Annotated in this window: 15 protein-coding genes; 8 read left to right on the forward strand and 7 right to left on the reverse strand. The window is 72.0% G+C overall.

What is annotated here, in order from left to right:
• Positions 1 to 205 precede the first annotated feature (205 nt).
• Together ACIPW5_RS39470 and ACIPW5_RS39475 are read right to left on the reverse strand one after the other, a co-directional pair.
• Positions 206 to 790, reverse strand: coding sequence for a hypothetical protein (locus ACIPW5_RS39470; RefSeq protein WP_401256238.1), 585 nt, complete (start codon positions 788 to 790; stop codon positions 206 to 208).
• Positions 783 to 1562 carry an alpha/beta hydrolase gene (locus ACIPW5_RS39475; RefSeq protein ID WP_401256240.1) on the reverse strand — a complete coding sequence of 260 codons (780 nt, stop codon included), beginning with the start codon at positions 1560 to 1562 and terminating at the stop codon, positions 783 to 785. The genes ACIPW5_RS39470 and ACIPW5_RS39475 overlap by 8 nt, the downstream gene beginning before the upstream one ends.
• A 160-nt stretch (positions 1563 to 1722) precedes the next feature.
• On the opposite strand from ACIPW5_RS39475, the gene ACIPW5_RS39480 reads away from it, so the two are divergent.
• From ACIPW5_RS39480 to ACIPW5_RS39500, 5 genes are all read left to right on the forward strand, one after another.
• Positions 1723 to 2520 (forward strand): lysophospholipid acyltransferase family protein, encoded by a 798-nt coding sequence (locus ACIPW5_RS39480; protein WP_401256264.1) that lies wholly within the window; start codon positions 1723 to 1725, stop codon positions 2518 to 2520.
• Positions 2521 to 2579: 59 nt separating this feature from the next.
• Positions 2580 to 3794: a MacS family sensor histidine kinase gene (macS, locus tag ACIPW5_RS39485; RefSeq protein WP_401256243.1), complete on the forward strand. Its 1215-nt coding sequence runs from the start codon at positions 2580 to 2582 to the stop codon at positions 3792 to 3794.
• 41 nt (positions 3795 to 3835) lie between these two features.
• Positions 3836 to 4480 (forward strand): response regulator, encoded by a 645-nt coding sequence (locus tag ACIPW5_RS39490; protein ID WP_401256266.1) that lies wholly within the window; start codon positions 3836 to 3838, stop codon positions 4478 to 4480.
• A gap of 156 nt (positions 4481 to 4636) precedes the next feature.
• The gene (locus ACIPW5_RS39495; protein WP_007263649.1) at positions 4637 to 5668 is read left to right on the forward strand and encodes a 6-phosphofructokinase; all 1032 of its coding nucleotides are present in this window, start codon (positions 4637 to 4639) and stop codon (positions 5666 to 5668) included.
• Between the two features lie 94 nt (positions 5669 to 5762).
• Positions 5763 to 6773 (forward strand): 2-hydroxyacid dehydrogenase, encoded by a 1011-nt coding sequence (locus ACIPW5_RS39500; RefSeq protein ID WP_401256245.1) that lies wholly within the window; start codon positions 5763 to 5765, stop codon positions 6771 to 6773.
• A 251-nt stretch (positions 6774 to 7024) separates the two neighbouring features.
• Here ACIPW5_RS39500 and ACIPW5_RS39505 read toward each other — a convergent pair whose 3' ends face one another.
• Complete coding sequence (locus ACIPW5_RS39505) at positions 7025 to 8932, reverse strand: anthranilate synthase family protein (protein ID WP_401256247.1); 1908 nt, start codon at positions 8930 to 8932, stop codon at positions 7025 to 7027.
• A gap of 331 nt (positions 8933 to 9263) precedes the next feature.
• Here ACIPW5_RS39505 and ACIPW5_RS39510 point away from each other — a divergent pair, with 331 nt between their 5' ends.
• Positions 9264 to 10619 (forward strand): class II 3-deoxy-7-phosphoheptulonate synthase, encoded by a 1356-nt coding sequence (locus ACIPW5_RS39510; RefSeq protein WP_401256250.1) that lies wholly within the window; start codon positions 9264 to 9266, stop codon positions 10617 to 10619.
• A 176-nt stretch (positions 10620 to 10795) separates the two neighbouring features.
• Positions 10796 to 11053: a bacterioferritin-associated ferredoxin gene (locus ACIPW5_RS39515; RefSeq protein ID WP_401256252.1), complete on the forward strand. Its 258-nt coding sequence runs from the start codon at positions 10796 to 10798 to the stop codon at positions 11051 to 11053.
• 19 nt (positions 11054 to 11072) lie between these two features.
• On the opposite strand, the gene bfr is transcribed toward ACIPW5_RS39515, so the two are convergent.
• Positions 11073 to 11549, reverse strand: a complete 477-nt coding sequence (gene bfr, locus ACIPW5_RS39520; protein ID WP_365074531.1) for a bacterioferritin — start codon at positions 11547 to 11549, stop codon at positions 11073 to 11075.
• Between the two features lie 172 nt (positions 11550 to 11721).
• On the opposite strand from bfr, the gene ACIPW5_RS39525 reads away from it, so the two are divergent.
• Entirely contained in the window at positions 11722 to 12354 is a 633-nt protein-coding gene (locus tag ACIPW5_RS39525) for a sulfite oxidase-like oxidoreductase (RefSeq protein ID WP_401256254.1), read from the forward strand.
• A 14-nt stretch (positions 12355 to 12368) separates the two neighbouring features.
• Here ACIPW5_RS39525 and ACIPW5_RS39530 read toward each other — a convergent pair whose 3' ends face one another.
• The 3 genes from ACIPW5_RS39530 to pknB all read right to left on the reverse strand — a co-directional run bounded on the left by ACIPW5_RS39530 (position 12369) and on the right by pknB (position 15842).
• Positions 12369 to 12959, reverse strand: coding sequence for a DUF4396 domain-containing protein (locus tag ACIPW5_RS39530; protein ID WP_401256257.1), 591 nt, complete (start codon positions 12957 to 12959; stop codon positions 12369 to 12371).
• Between the two features lie 99 nt (positions 12960 to 13058).
• Entirely contained in the window at positions 13059 to 13919 is an 861-nt protein-coding gene (locus ACIPW5_RS39535) for a deoxyribonuclease IV (protein WP_401256259.1), read from the reverse strand.
• Between the two features lie 6 nt (positions 13920 to 13925).
• Positions 13926 to 15842 carry a Stk1 family PASTA domain-containing Ser/Thr kinase gene (pknB, locus tag ACIPW5_RS39540; protein WP_401256261.1) on the reverse strand — a complete coding sequence of 639 codons (1917 nt, stop codon included), beginning with the start codon at positions 15840 to 15842 and terminating at the stop codon, positions 13926 to 13928.
• Positions 15843 to 16185 lie beyond the last annotated feature (343 nt).

Genomic DNA, 16185 nt, shown 5'->3' on the forward strand with positions numbered 1-16185 from the left:
CGACCGGAGGGAGCGCCCTTGACAGGCCGGCACGAACCGGAAGGACGATGGGACTGACGGGAAGCCCCCAACCTGCTCTGAGACCGCCCGAGGGGCTACCGCCCCCAGCCGACCCACCCGCACCGTGGGAGGCGGGTGGGCAGGCGCCGACCCGCCCCGCCCCCTCGCGGGGGAGATGGCGGGCCCGCGCTGTGGGCCCTGCGGGCTACACCACCGCGCCGCGTCCCGGGTCGTCGTCGTCATCGTCGGTGTCGCCCGACATGCGGGCGATCAGGGTGGCGAAGCCGCCCAGGAAGCCGCCGATGCCGAGGGTGGTCAGCCACCAGGTCATGTCCCACTGGAACAGCACCGCCAGCAGGAGCAGTACCGGGCCGCCGATCACCGCCAGCCAGGCGAACTTCGCCGTCGTGTCCGCCTCCGGCAGCTCCGGTTCCGGCGGGACGAAGTGGCCCTCGTCCGTCGGCTCGGCCGGGGTGTGGTCCCGGGGGCCCGGGGTCGGGGTCGGTACGGGTGTGCCCACGCCCGGGGCGAACGTGATCGAGCTGCCCAGCTCGGGCTTCGGCGCCGGCTTCGGCTCGGGCTGGGGCTCCGGGGCGGGCTCGGCCGCCGCCGGGGCCTTCGGCTCGGGCTTCACGTCCTCCTCCGGCAGCATCAGGTTCTCGATCGGCCGGAACGGCCTGGTCCCCGGCGGGTCCGGGGGCTCCTGCCCGTACCCGGCGACGATCGCGGCCCACGCCGCTTCCTCGTCCAGCGGGGGCACGCCCCCGGAGGACTCCTCGTGCTCAGCCACCGCTGGCCGCCCCCTCCCTGCCGACACTCTTCGCGAGCCGCCCGACGAACGCGTAGCTGTCCGCGAAGATCCGGTCCGCGTCATGGTCCAACGTCGCCACGTGGTAGCTCTGTTCCAGCAGGGTCTCGGTGACGTCCGTCGAGGACACGCGGGACAGGATCCGGGCCGAGTCCACCGGCGGGACCACGTGGTCCTGGGGGCTGTGCAGCAGCAGCACGGGCTGGGTGACCTGCGGCAGCTCGGTGTCCACGAGCTGGAAGAACTTCCGCAGCGAGTGCGCGGCCTTCGTCGGGACCCGGTCGTAGCCGACCTCGGCCGAGCCCGGCTTCGCGATGTCGCTGGCGATGCCCGGCGTCGACCGGATGAAGTGCTTGACCACCGGAAGGGCGACGGCCAGCGGGTCGTGCACCTTGTTGGCCGGGTTGACGAGGACGATCCCGCTGATCGCGTCCCCGTGCCGGGCGGCCAGGCGCAGCGTCAGCGCGCCGCCCATCGAGAGCCCGAAGACGAAGACCTGCTCGCACCGGTCCAGCAGCTCGCGCAGCGCCCGGTCGACCTCCGCGTACCAGTCCTGCCAGCCGGTGAGCTGCATGTCCTGCCAGCGCGTCCCGTGTCCGGGCAGCAGCGGAAGCGAGACGGTCAGCCCGCGCTCGGCCAGGTACTCGGCCCAGGGCCGGAGCGACTGAGGCGAACCGGTGAAGCCGTGGCAGAGAAGCACGCCCACCTCTCCGCCCTCGTGGCGGAACGGCTCTGCTCCAGGGAGGACGGGCACCAGGGTCTCCTTCGAAGGGTGGGGGGTGCGTTGCGCTGTGTGACTTCACCGTACGCGACCGGGATGACACCGACCAGGGCCGTCGGGCGCTCCGCGCGGGCCCACGGGATATGGTCTGTTCGACAGACACAGGAAGGCTTTCGAGTTGATCTACGGCGCAATGAAGTTCTCCATCGGGGGTTCCCTGAAGCTCGCCTTCAGGCCGTGGGTGGAGGGCCTCGAGAACATTCCCGCCGAGGGGCCGGCGATCCTCGCGAGCAACCACCTGTCCTTCTCCGACTCCTTCTTCCTGCCGGCCGTACTGGACCGGAAGGTCACCTTCATCGCGAAGGCCGAGTACTTCACCTCCCCGGGGGTCAAGGGCAAGCTGACGGCGGCCTTCTTCAAGGGCGTCGGCCAGCTCCCGGTGGACCGCTCCGGCGCGCGCGGTGCGGGCGAGGCCGCGATCAAGAGCGGCATCGAGGTCATCGAGCGCGGGGAACTGTTCGGTATTTACCCCGAGGGGACGCGTTCACCCGACGGCCGCCTCTACCGCGGCAAGCCGGGCGGTCTGGCCCGGGTGGCGCTGGCCACCGGCGCTCCCGTGATCCCCGTCGCGATGATCGACACCGAGAAGATCCAGCCGCCCGGCAAGGTGGTCCCGAAGCTGATGCGTCCGGGCATCCGGATCGGCAAGCCGCTGGACTTCAGCCGCTACCAGGGCATGGACGGGGACCGCTTCATCCTCCGCTCGGTGACCGACGAGGTCATGTACGAGATCATGAAGCTCTCCGGCCAGGAGTACGTGGACATCTACGCGACGGCCGCCAAGCGGCAGATCGCGGAGGCGGAGAAGGCGGCCAAGGAGAGCGTCAAGGCGGCCGACAAGGCGGCCAAGGCGGAGAAGGCCGAGGCGGACAAGGCCGAGAAGGCCGAGACCGAGGCCGAGAAGGCCAAGGGAGAGACGGGCGCGGAGTAGCGCGCGCGGCGGGCGCGGCCGGGGAGGCCGGGCCCGCGGGACCGGGGCGGGTGGGGGAGATGGCGAAGCGCGAGCGCGTCGTACGGATGTCGGTCGAGCAGCCGCTGTGGCGGGCCCTGACCGTGTACCGGCTGCTCACCATGGTCTACGCGGTCCTGCTGTTCGCGGCGGCCCACCGCAAGTTCGACCAGCCCCGGGTGGCGGTCGGCTACCTCGCCCTCCTCGCCCTCTGGACGCTGGTCACCCACCGCCGGGTGGCGAACGCGGCCAGCTGCACCCGGGGCTTCCTCGTCGCCGACCTCGCCGTCGCGCTGACCGGCATCCTGCTCACCCCGATCGCCGACACCCACCAGCGGATCACGGAGGGCGGCCCCACCCTCCCCAGCATCTGGACCGCAGGCTCGGTCCTGGCCTTCGCCCTCAAGGGCGGCTGGCGCTGGGCCGGCTTCGCCTCTACCTTCGTCGCCGCCGCCAACCTGGTCATCCACGGCGGGGACCCCACCCGGGACGCCCTGCACAACGTGTTGTTGGTCTGGGTCGCCTCCATCGCCATCGGCTACGTCGTCGAGGTGGCCCGGGCCAGTGAGGCCACCCTCGCCCGCGCCCTGGAGATCGAGGCCGCGACCCGCGAGCGGGAGCGCCTCGCCCGCGACATCCACGACGGGGTCCTCCAGGTCCTCGCCATGGTCCAGCGGCGCGGCACCGAGCTGGGCGGCGAGGCCGCCGAGCTCGGGCGGATGGCGGGCGAGCAGGAGGTGGCGCTGCGCACGCTGGTCTCCAGCGGGCTGGTGCGGCCCTCCCGGGTCTCGCGCGACGAGTCGCTCGGCGCGCTGGTGGACACGTACGAGGTGGAGGACTCCGCGGAGGCGGACGGCGCCGAGATCGACCTGCGCTCCCTGCTGGCCCCGCACGCCGGCTCCCGGGTGAGCTTCGCCGAGCCGGGCACCCCCGTGGTGCTGCCGGTGCCCGCCGCGCGGGAGCTGGCGGCGGCGGTCGGCGCGGCCCTGGACAACGTGCGCAAGCACGCCGGGGAGGGGGCCAGCGCCTGGATCCTGGTGGAGGACTGGGGCGACGAGGTGATCGTGACCGTGCGGGACGACGGCCCGGGCATCCCGGCCGGCCGGCTCGACCAGGCGGAGGGCGAGGGGCGGATGGGCGTGGCCCTGTCCATCCGCGGACGTCTGCGCGACCTCGGCGGCAGCGCCGAGCTGGTGTCCGTCCCCGGACAGGGCACCGAAGTGGAACTGAAAGTACCGAGGGGGAGGACCCAGTGAACGACGCCGGCAGCGAGCTCCAGCTCCAGGACATCAAGGTGATGGTCGTCGACGACCATCCGATGTGGCGGGACGCGGTGGCCCGCGACCTGGCCGCCGCGGGCTTCGACGTGGTCGCCACGGCCGGCGACGGGCCGGAGGCGGTACGCCGGGCCCGCGCCGCGGCGCCCCGGGTGCTGGTCCTCGACCTCAACCTGCCGGGCATGCCCGGGGTGCAGGTCTGCAAGGAGCTGGTCGGCGCCGATCCCGCGCTGCGCGTGCTCGTCCTGTCGGCCAGCGGCGAGCACGCCGACGTCCTGGAGGCGGTCAAGTCCGGGGCGACCGGCTACCTGCTGAAGTCGGCCGGGGCGCAGGAGCTGATCGACGCGGTCCGCCGCACCGCGGCCGGCGACCCGGTGTTCACGCCGGGCCTGGCCGGACTCGTCCTCGGCGAGTACCGGCGCCTGGCCAGCGACCCGGCGCCGGCCGCCCCCGACGAGCCGAAGGCCCCGCAGCTGACCGACCGGGAGACCGAGGTGCTGCGGCTGGTGGCCAAGGGGCTCTCGTACAAGCAGATCGCGGAGCGGCTGGTGATCTCCCACCGCACGGTCCAGAACCACGTGCAGAACACCCTCGGCAAGCTCCAGCTGCACAACCGGGTGGAGCTCGTCCGGTACGCGATAGAGCGCGGGCTCGACGACGCGTAACCCGTTCGTACGTCGTACTTACCTGCACCCGGGCTCCCCGTACGAGTGAACGGGGCGTACGCAACGCCCCGTGTTTTCACCGGAATTGCGCTCCCCGGTCCCCTTGCTGTGACCTGTGTCACCACTAGCGTGACCGTCATGGCGAAGGGAGATTCCATGAAGGTCGGAGTGCTCACCGGCGGCGGCGACTGCCCCGGACTCAACGCGGTGATCAGGGGCGTCGTCCGCAAGGGCACGCAGGAGTACGGATACGGGTTCGTCGGCTTCAAGGACGGCTGGCGGGGGCCGGTCGAGGGGGACACCGTCCCGCTCGACATCCCCGCCGTCCGGGGCATCCTGCCGCGCGGCGGCACCATCCTCGGATCCTCGCGCACCAACCCGTTCAAGACGGAGAACGGCGTCCGTGCGATCAAGGAGAACCTCGCCAAGTTCGAGGTCGACGCGCTCGTCGCGATCGGCGGCGAGGACACCCTCGGCGTGGCCGCCCGGCTCTACGAGGAGTACGGCGTCCCCTGCGTCGGCGTGCCGAAGACCATCGACAACGACCTCTCGGCCACCGACTACACCTTCGGCTTCGACACCGCCGTCGGCATCGCCACCGAGGCCATCGACCGGCTGCACACCACGGCCGAGTCCCACATGCGGGTCCTGGTCGTCGAGGTCATGGGCCGGCACGCCGGCTGGATCGCCCTGCACTCCGGGCTGGCGGGCGGCGCCAACGTCATCCTCATCCCCGAGCAGCGCTTCGACGTGGAGCAGGTCTGCGCCTGGGTGACCTCCCGCTTCAAGGCCAGCTACGCGCCCATCGTGGTGGTCGCGGAGGGCGCCATGCCCAAGGACGGGGACCTGGTCCTCAAGGACGCCGTCTCCCGCGACTCCTTCGGGCACGTCCGGCTGTCCGGCGTGGGCGAGTGGCTGGCCAAGGAGATCGAGTCGCGGACCGGCAAGGAGGCCCGTACGACGGTCCTCGGACACATCCAGCGCGGCGGCACCCCGAGCGCCTTCGACCGCTGGCTCGCCACCCGCTTCGGGCTGCACGCGATCGACGCGGTGCGCGACGGGGACTTCGGCAAGATGGTCGCGCTGAAGGGGACGGACATCGTCCGCGTGCCGATCGCGGAGGCCACCGCGAAGCTGAAGACGGTCGACCCCGCGCTGTACGAGGAGGTCGGGGTCTTCTTCGGCTGACCCGGCAGCCGGCGGCGCCGGCTCCTGCGGACGGCGGCCACGGGTCGTATCGTGACGAAACGACCCGTGGCCTACCTGTGGGGAGCGAGCGAGCGTGGAGATCCTGGCCTTCGGCGTCACCGCCGACGAGAAGCCCCTCCTGGAGCGCGCCTTCGAGGAGCGCTTCGACGGCCGGCACGAGATCCGCTGCCTGGACGTCTTCCTCGGCGAGGACACCGCGCCGATCGCCGCCGGGTACGAGGTCGTCTCCTCCAGCGTCAACGCCGAACTGCACGGCCGGGTCCTGCACACCCTGGCGGCCGGCGGCACCCGGATGATCGCGCAGCGCTCCACCGGCTTCAACAACATCGACCTGGACGTGGCCCGGCAGCTCCAGATGACCGTCAGCCGGGTCTCGTACTACTCCCCGTACGCGGTGGCAGAATTCGCCTGGACCCTGGCCATGGCCGTGAACCGGCGGATCGTCCGCGCCTCCAACCGCACCCGCGACTTCGACTTCCGCCTGAACGGCCTGATGGGCCGCGACCTTCGGGGCCGCACGGCGGGAGTCCTCGGCACCGGCAAGATCGGAGAGGCGTTCACCCGGATCGCCCACGGCTTCGGCATGAACCTGCTGGGCTGGGACCTCGCACCGAACCCGGCGTGCGTGGAGCTGGGCATGGCGTACGTGGACAAGGAGGAGCTGTTCGCGTCCGCCGACCTGATCAGCCTGCACGTGCCGCTGCTGGAGTCCACGCACCACATCGTCGGTGCGGCCGCGCTGAAGGCCATGCGGGACGACGCGATCCTCGTGAACTCCAGCCGTGGCGGGCTGGTCGACACGGAGGCCCTGGTCACGGAGCTGCGGGCGGGCCGCTTCACGGGGGTGGGCCTGGACGTGTACGAGGCGGAGGCCGGGGTCTTCTTCACGGACCGGTCCCTGGAGGCGGTCGAGGACGACACCCTGGCCCGGCTGATCACCTTCCCGAACGTGGTGGTGACCAGCCACCAGGCGTACTACACGCTGGACGCGGTGGGGCAGATCGTCGATGCGACGGTTCTGAACGTGGCGGACTATCTGGCGGGGCGCCGCTCCGACAACACCCTTGTTCCTCCCGGGCCCTGAACGGCCCCGGCCCCCGGGGCTCCGCCCCGGACCCCGCGCCTCAAACGCCGGCGAGGCTGAAATCAGCCCCGCCGGCGTTTGAGGCGCGGGCGCGGTAGCGCCGTACCGGGGTCCGGGCGCAGCCCGGGGAACGGGCGAAGGGCGGGTAGGGGACCAGCCCCGCAGGGCAACGGCCCGCACTCGGCCTCCGGGCCCGCCCCGGGACAGGGCCCCGGGACAGGGCCCCGGGACACGGCCCCCCGAGGACCCGGCTACGCCGGACCGGTCGTGGCGGGTGCCACCGCGCGGACCAGGGTGGACAGCACCGCCGCCCCGCGCAGGGTGAGCACCGACTCCGGATGGAACTGCACCCCCGCGAAGCCCCGCGCCGCGCAGCGGACCGCGTGGACCTCCCCCGTGACGGCGTCACGCGACACCTCCACCCCGTGCGCCCCGAGCTCGGCCTCCGCGTCCGCGTCGCACGACGCCGCGTACGTGTTGTAGAAGCCCACCACCTCCGGCGTGCCGAAGAGGTCGACCGTCACCTGAGCCCCCTGCGCCGGCTCGGCCTTCCGCACCAGCGGCAGCCCCAGCTCCGCCGTGATCAGCTCGTGCCCGAGGCACACCCCCAGCAGCCCCCCGCGGTGGGAGGTGAGGAGCTCCCGGGCCAGCCCGCGCAGCATCCGCATCCTGGGGTCGGCCGCGTCCGCCGGGTTCCCCGGCCCCGGGCCGAGGACGACGGGGCCGTCCCAGGCCAGGGCGAGGGCCCGCAGCCCGGGGTCGTCGTGGCGGCGTACGGTCACCTCCAGCCCGGCCACCCGCAGCACGTGGGCCAGCATCGCCGTGAAGGTGTCCTCCGCGTCGATCACCAGCGCGTGCCCGCCGGCGTCCGCCGGCCGCTCCTGCATGCGGAGCCAGAACGGCGCCAGGTCCGCCCGCCGCGAGGCGAGGGCCGCCTGCACCCTGGGGTCGTCGGCCAGCCGGGCCGTCCCGCCGGAGGGGGCCGGGCGGGGCGCGGCGGGCCGTACGCCCAGGGCGGCCAGGACCCCGGCGGCCTTGGCGTGGGTCTCGGCGACTTCGCCGAGCGGGTCCGAGTGACGGACCAGGGTGGCCCCGACCGGCACCCGCACCGCCCCGTCCGGGGCGATGTCGGCGGTGCGGATCAGGATGGGGGAGTCCAGGGTCTGCGCGCCGGACGCGTCCAGCCCGAGCAGGGCCAGCGCGCCCGCGTAGTAGCCGCGGCCGCCGCTCTCGTACCGCTCGATCACCCGGCAGGCGTTCTGTACGGGAGAGCCCGTGACGGTCGCCGCGAACATGGTCTCCCGCAGCACCTCGCGGACGTCCAGCGAGGAGCGTCCGCGCAGCTCGTACTCGGTGTGCGCGAGGTGGGACATCTCCTTCAGGCGGGGGCCGACGACCACGCCGCCCATGTCGCCGACCGTGCACATCATCTTCAGCTCCTCGTCGACGACCATCGACAGCTCCTCGGTCTCCTTGCGGTCGGCGAGGAAGGCGAGGAGCGAATCGGCGGTCGGGCCGGAGGCCGGGTAGCGGTAGGTGCCGCTGATCGGGTTCATCACGACGGTGCCGCCGGACATCCGCACGTGGACCTCAGGGCTGGCGCCGACCAGGGTGCGGTCCGGGGTGTGGACCACGTACGTCCAGTACGCGCCCCGCTCGCCCTCCAGCAGCCGCCGGAACAGGGCCAGCGCGTCGGCCCGGCCGAAGCCGTCGATCCGGCCCCCGTAGGTGCGCCGGATCACGAAGTTCGCGCCCTCGCCGCGGCCGATCTCCTCACGGATCACCCGGTCGACGGTGGCCGCGTACTCCTCGTCGGGGACGTCGAAGCCGCCGTCGTCCACCCGGACGGGGTGGTCCGGGAGCCCGGCCAGCGCGGCGGCGAGCGGGATCTCGTACGCCTCCTCGGCGGCCAGCACGGCCAGCGGCGTGCCGTCGTCGCGCACGTCGAACCCGCGCTCGCGGATCTGCCGGAAGGGGACCAGGGCGAGGGTGGGGAGCTCCCGTACGGGCAGGTCGGCGAGGGTTTCGGCCTCGTGGACCGGGCCGAGGAGCACCTCGACGGTGTCGTGGTCGCGACCCGGGGTCCGCCGGCGCAGCAGCGCGAAGGGCGGGGCGGAGTCGTCGAGCAGCCGGGCGAGGTCGAAATCGGTGCTGGTCATGGGGCGTCCTTCCGGTGGGGTGTCGGAGGGAGGGGCGGCCCGTGTCGGCACACGCAAAAGGCCGCCCCTCGGGGCGGCCTTCGCTTCGCTCGTGTCAGTGGGTACGCGAGGGGAGTGGGCCGCCGGGAGCGGGCCACCACCAGTTCAGGTCGGCGTGCGCGTACATGGGAGGCACCCTAGCCCACCGGCGCTCCGTTCCGCTGCATCTGACTTTTTCCGACATGTGAACCTTGCATTCCGTTCATCCCCGGCCCCCGAACCTTCGAACGACACCGTCTCACCAGGTGGGCGTCCGGCCGGACACGGCGAATGACGACGTAATGTGTACGAGGTGACCGTGAACGCTGAAACCCACGCCCTCGCCGCCAAGGCGACCTGGCGAGACCTTCCCGCGGCGCAGCAGCCTTCGTACCCCGATGCCGAGGCCCTGCGCGCTGTCGTCGCGGACCTCGAGTCGTATCCTCCGCTCGTCTTCGCGGGCGAGTGCGACCAGCTGCGCGCCCGTCTGGGAGCCGTCGCCCGTGGCGAGGCGTTCCTGCTCCAGGGCGGCGACTGCGCCGAGGCCTTCGACGCCGTCTCCGCCGACCACATCCGCGCCAAGCTGAAGACCCTGCTCCAGATGAGCGCCGTCCTGACGTACGCGGCCTCCGTGCCCGTCGTGAAGGTCGGCCGCATCGCGGGCCAGTACTCCAAGCCGCGCTCCAAGGACACCGAGACCCGCGACGGCGTCACCCTGCCGACCTACCGCGGTGACTCCGTCAACGGCTTCGCCTTCACCGAAGAGGCCCGCGTCCCGGACCCGGAGCGGCTCAAGCGCATGTACCACGCGTCGGCCTCGACGCTGAACCTGGTGCGCGCCTTCACCACCGGTGGCTACGCCGACCTGCGCCAGGTGCACGCCTGGAACCAGGACTTCGTGAAGTCCTCCCCGTCCGGGCAGCGCTACGAGCAGCTCGCGCGGGAGATCGACAACGCCCTGAACTTCATGAAGGCCTGTGGCACCGACCCGGCCGAGTTCAAGGCGGTGGAGTTCTACTCCTCGCACGAGGCGCTGCTGCTGGACTACGAGGGCGCCCTCACCCGTACGGACTCCCGTACCGGGAACCTGTACGACACCTCCGGCCACATGGTCTGGATCGGTGAGCGCACCCGCCAGCTGGACCACGCCCACATCGAGTTCTGCGCGCAGATCGCCAACCCGATCGGCATCAAGCTCGGCCCGACGACCACGGTCGACGAGGCGCTGACGTACATCGACCGCCTGGACCCCGAGCGCGAGCCGGGCCGGCTGACCTTCGTCGTCCGCATGGGCGCCGACAAGGTCCGCGACAAGCTCCCCGAGCTGGTCGAGAAGGTCACCGCGTCCGGTGCGACCGTCGCGTGGGTCACCGACCCGATGCACGGCAACACCTTCGAGGCGGCCTCGGGCCACAAGACGCGCCGTTTCGACGACGTGCTCGACGAGGTCAAGGGCTTCTTCGAGGTCCACAAGGCGCTGGGCACCCACCCGGGCGGCATCCACGTCGAGCTCACCGGTGACGACGTCACCGAGTGCGTGGGCGGCGGCGACGAGATCTTCGTCGACGACCTGCACCAGCGCTACGAGACGGCCTGCGACCCGCGCCTCAACCGCAGCCAGTCCCTGGACCTGGCCTTCCTGGTCGCGGAGATGTACCGCGACCAGTAGGCGGCGGGCCGATCAGTAGGTGGCTTCCTACGACGATGGGGCGCGGATCGATGTGATCCGCGCCCCATCGGCGTACCCGGGTCTTTTAGGGGACCCTAACTTTGGGTACGGTTAGGTAAGCCTCACCGAATAGGGGATGGCCTGCCGAACCGTTCCGCTCCAGGGAGGTGAACCGCGTGTACGTCTGCTCTTGCTTCGGCGTCACCGACAAGCAGGTGAAGGAACACGCGGCTGCCGGGGCCTGCACCCCCCGCCAGATCGCCTCGGCCACCAAGGCCGGCACCGACTGCGGCTCCTGCGTACGCACCATCCAGGGCATCCTCGGCCGCGGGGCCTGCCCCCGCCGGGAGCTGCTGGAGAAGGGCAACGCCACGGCCGTCCTGGCCGCCGACCCGGGAGCGGTGTCCGCACCGGAGCTGGCGGAGGCCGCCTGACCGGGACCGGCCGGCTCGGCTAGCTCGGCTGCTCGATGAGCTGCGCGATGTACAGCGCCTCGCCGAGGGACTCGATGAGCTCCAGCTGGGTGTCGAGGTAGTCGATGTGGTGCTCCTCGTCCTCCAGGATGTCCTCGAAGAGGCGGGCGGAGGTGACGTCCCCCTTTCCGCGCATGACCTCGATGCCGCGCTTGAGGCGGTCGATGGCCTCGACCTCGACCTGCCGGTCCGCCTGGAACATCTCCGTGATCGTCTGTCCGACGCGCACGTGGAAGAGGCGCTGGTAGTTCGGCAGACCGTCGAGCATCAGGATGCGCTCGGTGATCTTGTCCGCGTGCTTCATCTCGTCGATGGACTCTTCACGCGTGTACTTGGCGAGCTTCGTCCACCCCTTGTTGTCCTGGATGCGGTAGTGCAGCCAGTACTGGTTGATGGCCGTGAGCTCGCCGGTCAGCTGCTCGTTGAGGAATTCGAGGACCTCGGGGTCGCCCTGCATCGCAGAGGCTCCTTCCAAAGCAATGTCAGCTAGTGACTGGGCAGTGCGCGCATCCTTGCACTGCCGTCCTGGGGCGTCCAGTAAGTGCCTCCTTAGTGGGAGTTGCCGGGAGTTGCCCGAATCGGGTCTTGCCTGGTCGTGACCACCCCGCCACGTCTGTCACCATGGAGGCATGGGTCAGCCGGAAAGCCGGGAATCTCCGGGAGCAGAGCAGCTTGAGCTCCCCCCGGGGCAGCGGTTGCAGAGGGGTTGGCCCGTCACCCATTACGGTCCCGTGCCCAAGTTCAAGCCGGAGCGCTGGGAGTTCCGGGTGTTCGGCGCGACCGCCGACGGCGAGAAGCACTGCTGGAACCACGAGGAGTTCGCGGCCCTCCCGTTCGCCTCGGTCGAGGCCGACCTGCACTGCGTCACCAAGTTCAGCATGACGGGTGCCGAGTGGGGCGGCGTGCTGGCGCGCGACGTACTGGCCCTGGCGCCGCCTGCCCCGCAGGTCACGCACGTGATGGTGTGGGCCGAGTACGGCTTCAGCTCCAACATGAGACTGGCCGACTTCGCCTCGGAGCGGACCGTCTTCGCCACCCACATGGGCGGCGAACTGCTGACGGCCGAGCACGGTTTCCCGCTGCGGCTCGTGGTCCCGCACCTGTACGCCTGGAAGGGCCCCAAGTGGGTGCGCGGCGTGGAGTACATGACCGCCGACCGCCGGGGCTTCTGGGAGGAGCGCGGCTACCACAACATCGGCGACCCCTGGCGCGAGCAGCGCTACTCGTACCAGGAGGAACCGGGCGACGGCCCGGAGCTGTAGCCCCGGGCCGCCGGTCAGTGGTGGTACTGGTGGACCACCGCGTGGCCCTTGCCGCGGCCGATCATCCACTTGTTGATCGGGGTGGTCACGACGAAGGCGACGACGAGGGCGATCGCCAGCACCGTCCAGAAGAGCGGGTCCGAGAGGTGGGCGTCCATGGCGCCCGGCCACAGGGCGATCACTCCGTTGTCGACCAGCTCCATGACCGCGATGGACAGGGTGTCCGCGGCCAGCGCCACCCGGACGGCCGAGCGGAAGTCCACGCCGGCGGCGAGGATCCCGCGCAGGGTGAGTGCGTAGCCGAAGAAGAAGGCGAGGACGATCGCCAGGATCATCGTCGCGACGTTCCCCCAGCCCAGCGCGGTACCGATGATCATGCCGAGCACCTCGCCGATGGCGCAGCCGGTGAGGCAGTGCAGGGTGGCCCGGGCGGCCATGCCCCAGCTGACCTTGCCGCCGTGGCCGTGGGCGTGGGTGTGACTCTGGGCGTCGTGGCCGGCGTGGTGCTGGTGCTCGGCGTGAGCCTGGTGGCCCTCGTGACCCTGGTGTGCCTCGTGGCCCGCGTGGTCCTGGTGCTGGTCGTGGTTCCCGTGCGCGTGCTCCATGACAACCCCCGGAATCCTGGGGAACGCCTGGTAGCGGTCCCGTCGGTACGACAGAACCGTATACCCCCCTGGGGTATTCCTCAACAGATCTTCAGCGTGTCAGTGGAGGTCGCGGAGCTCCTTCAGCAGCGCCACGTCGGCCGCGTGCCCCTCCTTGCCGCCCGGCGTCTCGATGATCAGCGGTACGCCGTCCGTCTCCGGGTGCGAGAACAGCTCGGCGAACGCCTCCCGGCCGATGTGGCCCTGACCGATGTTGGCGTGCCGGTCCTTGTGGGCGCCGACGCCCTCCTTGGAGTCGTTGGCGTGGATCAGCTTCAGCCGGCCCGCGCCCACCGTGTCCACCAGGAGGTCCAGCGTCTGCTTGGTGCCGCCCGGCTCCGCCAGGTCGTGGCCCGCCGCGAAGATGTGGCACGTGTCCAGGCAGATGCCCAGCTTCGGGTGGTGGTCGAGCGCCTCGAAGTACGGGCCGAAGTCCCAGGTCCGCGAGCACAGCGAGGAACCCTGCCCGGCCGTGGACTCCAGCAGCAGGAAGGGGTCGTCCTCGTGCGTCAGCTCGTCCAGCAGCGGCAGCATGTGCTCCCTGACCTGCGCGTACGCCGCCTCGCGCGGGCGGCCCCCGGTGGCCGAACCGGTGTGCACGACCACCCCGAGCGCGCCGATCTCCCGGCCCCGGCGCAGCGAGTGGCGCAGGGACTCCACCGACTTCTCGACCGTCGCCTCGGTGTGCGAGCCGAAGTTGATCAGGTACGGGGCGTGCACGTACGCCGGGATCGACTCCTCGGCGCACCGGGCGCGGAACAGCTCGTCCTGCGCCGGGTTGCCGGTCGGCGTGGCCCAGCCGCGCGGGTTGGCGACGAAGACCTGCACGGCCTCCGCGCCCATCTCACGGGCGTAGGCGAGGCCGACCGAGGCCAGCCCGCCGGCGACGGGCACGTGCCCGCCCACGGGATTGCGTGTCACTGGCTCTCAGAGTCCCTTGGTCTTGACGGTGATCGTGCTGCCCTCGGGCGCGCTCTGACCGGCGGGCACCGACTGGGTGTCCACGGTGCTGCTGAAGGAGAGGAACGGGCGGTCCACCTTCACCTTGAAGCCCAGGGCCTCCAGCGTCTTGCGGGCCACGTCCACGTCCTGGCCGGTGACGCTCGGGACCTGGACCTGACGGGGGCCCTTGGACAGGGTCAGCGTGACCGTGTCGCCGGCGGCGGCCTGGGTGCCCGCGGCGGCCGACTGGTTGGCGACCGTACCGGCGGGGGTGGGGGCGTTGACCTGCTCGGGGGCGATCGCCACCTTCAGGCCGAGCGCCTCCAGCGCCGCCCGCGCCTGGTCCGCCGACGCGCCCGACACGTTCGGCACCGGCACGGGACGGCCCTTGCTGACGAGCAGCGCGACCGCCGAGTCGGGGGCCCGCTTCTGGCCGCCCGCCGGGTCGGAGCTGATCACCGAGCCCTGGGCGACGTCCTGGCTGAACGCGGAGCTGACGACGCCGGGGGCCAGCCCCGCCTTCGTGAGCTCCGCCTGCGCCTCCTCCAGCGGCCTGCCCTTCAGGTCGGGCACGCTCACGACCTCCGGGCCGCGCGAGACGGTGAGGACGACCGCCCCGTTGCCGCGGATCTGCTTGCCGCCGCCCGGGCTGGTCTCCATGACCGTCCCGCGGTCGAAGGCCTCGCTGAACTTCCGCTCGACCTTCTTCACGCCCAGACCGGCGGCCGAGAGCTCGTCGCGGGCCTGCGCCTCCGTCTTGCCGAGCAGGTTGGGGACCTTGGTGAACTGGCCGGAGTTGATGTACCAGACACCGCCGCCGATGCCGAGGGCGAGCAGGACCGCGGCGATCACCAGGAGCATCCCCCGCCGGGGCCGCCCCCGCTGCGGCGGGGCCTGCGCCGGGGTCTGCTGCTCGGGGACCGGCGGACGCTCCAGCCGGGAGGTGTGGTGCACCGGCCCGGCCTGGCCCACCGGCCGGGGGATCACACTGGTGCGGTCCTCGGCGGCGGACCGCTCCTGCGCCCGGGCCTGCGGCGGTACGGCGTCCAGCTCCGCCTCGCTCAGCCGCGCCCGCGCCTCCCGCACCAGCCCGAGCAGGGCCGCGGCGTCGTACGGGCGCAGCTCGGGGCTGCGGGCGGCGGCGTGCGCGACCAGCTCGTCGAGCGAGGCGGGCAGGCCGGGGACGGCCGCCGACGGGGGCGGGACGTCCTCGTTGAGGTGCTGGTACAGCACCTGCGCGGGGGTGCCGCCGGTGTGCGGCTTGGAGCCGGTCAGCATCTCGTACAGGACGACACCGCAGGCGTAGACGTCCACGCGGGTGTCGGTGACCCCGTCCTCGATCTGCTCGGGCGCGAGGTAGGAGACGGTGCCGAGGATGGAGCCCGTGGTGTGGGTGGCCGCGTCCACGGAGCGGACCAGGCCGAAGTCGGCGACCTTGACGCTGCCGTCGTCGCCGATCAGCACGTTCTCGGGCTTCATGTCCCGGTGCACGAACCCGGCCCGGTGCGCCGTGCCGAGGGCCGCGAGGACCGGCTCCAGGATGTCGAGCGCGGCCCGCGGCTGGAGCGCGCCGCGCTCGCGCAGGACGTCGCGCAGGGTGCAGCCGGAGACGTACTCCATCGCGAGGTACGTGTACGGCCCGTCCGTGCCCTGGTCGAAGACGGCGACGACGTTGGGGTGCGCCAGGCGCGCCACGGACTTCGCCTCACGGATGAAGCGGTCGACGAAGGCGGCGTCGGCGGCCAGGTCAGGGTGCATGATCTTGAGCGCGAGGACCCGGTCCAGCCGGGTGTCGAACGCCCGGTAGACCGTGGCCATGCCGCCGGCCGCGATACGGGCGTCGACGCGGTAGCGGCCGTCGAGCACGCGCCCGACGAGGGGGTCATCCAGGGTCGTATCCACCCGGCGATTCTACGAGCCGGTCCGTTTGAGCCGTCCGCTGCGTCCACGCTTGCAGCGCACCCGTGACATGGAGGACCGGTACGAGCCCTGCGGCGCGGGCCCTGCCGGCCGCTCGCGGCGGGGACGGGGGAGCGCGCCCGCGGCTCCCGGCACGGGCCCGCCATCTCCCCCTCGACCCCCGTTCGCCGGGCGGTGGCTGCCCACCCGCCTCCCGGGTGCGGGTGGGTGCCCGGGGAGCGGGATCCCCCCGGGCGGTCTCAGAGCAGGTTGGGGGCTTCCCGTCAGTCCCATCGTCCTTCCGGTTCGTGCCGGCCTGTCAAGGGCGCTCCCTTCGGTCGCGTCG

The sequence above is a fragment of the Streptomyces sp. NPDC090077 genome (genome assembly GCF_044747545.1).
Lineage (GTDB): Bacteria > Actinomycetota > Actinomycetes > Streptomycetales > Streptomycetaceae > Streptomyces.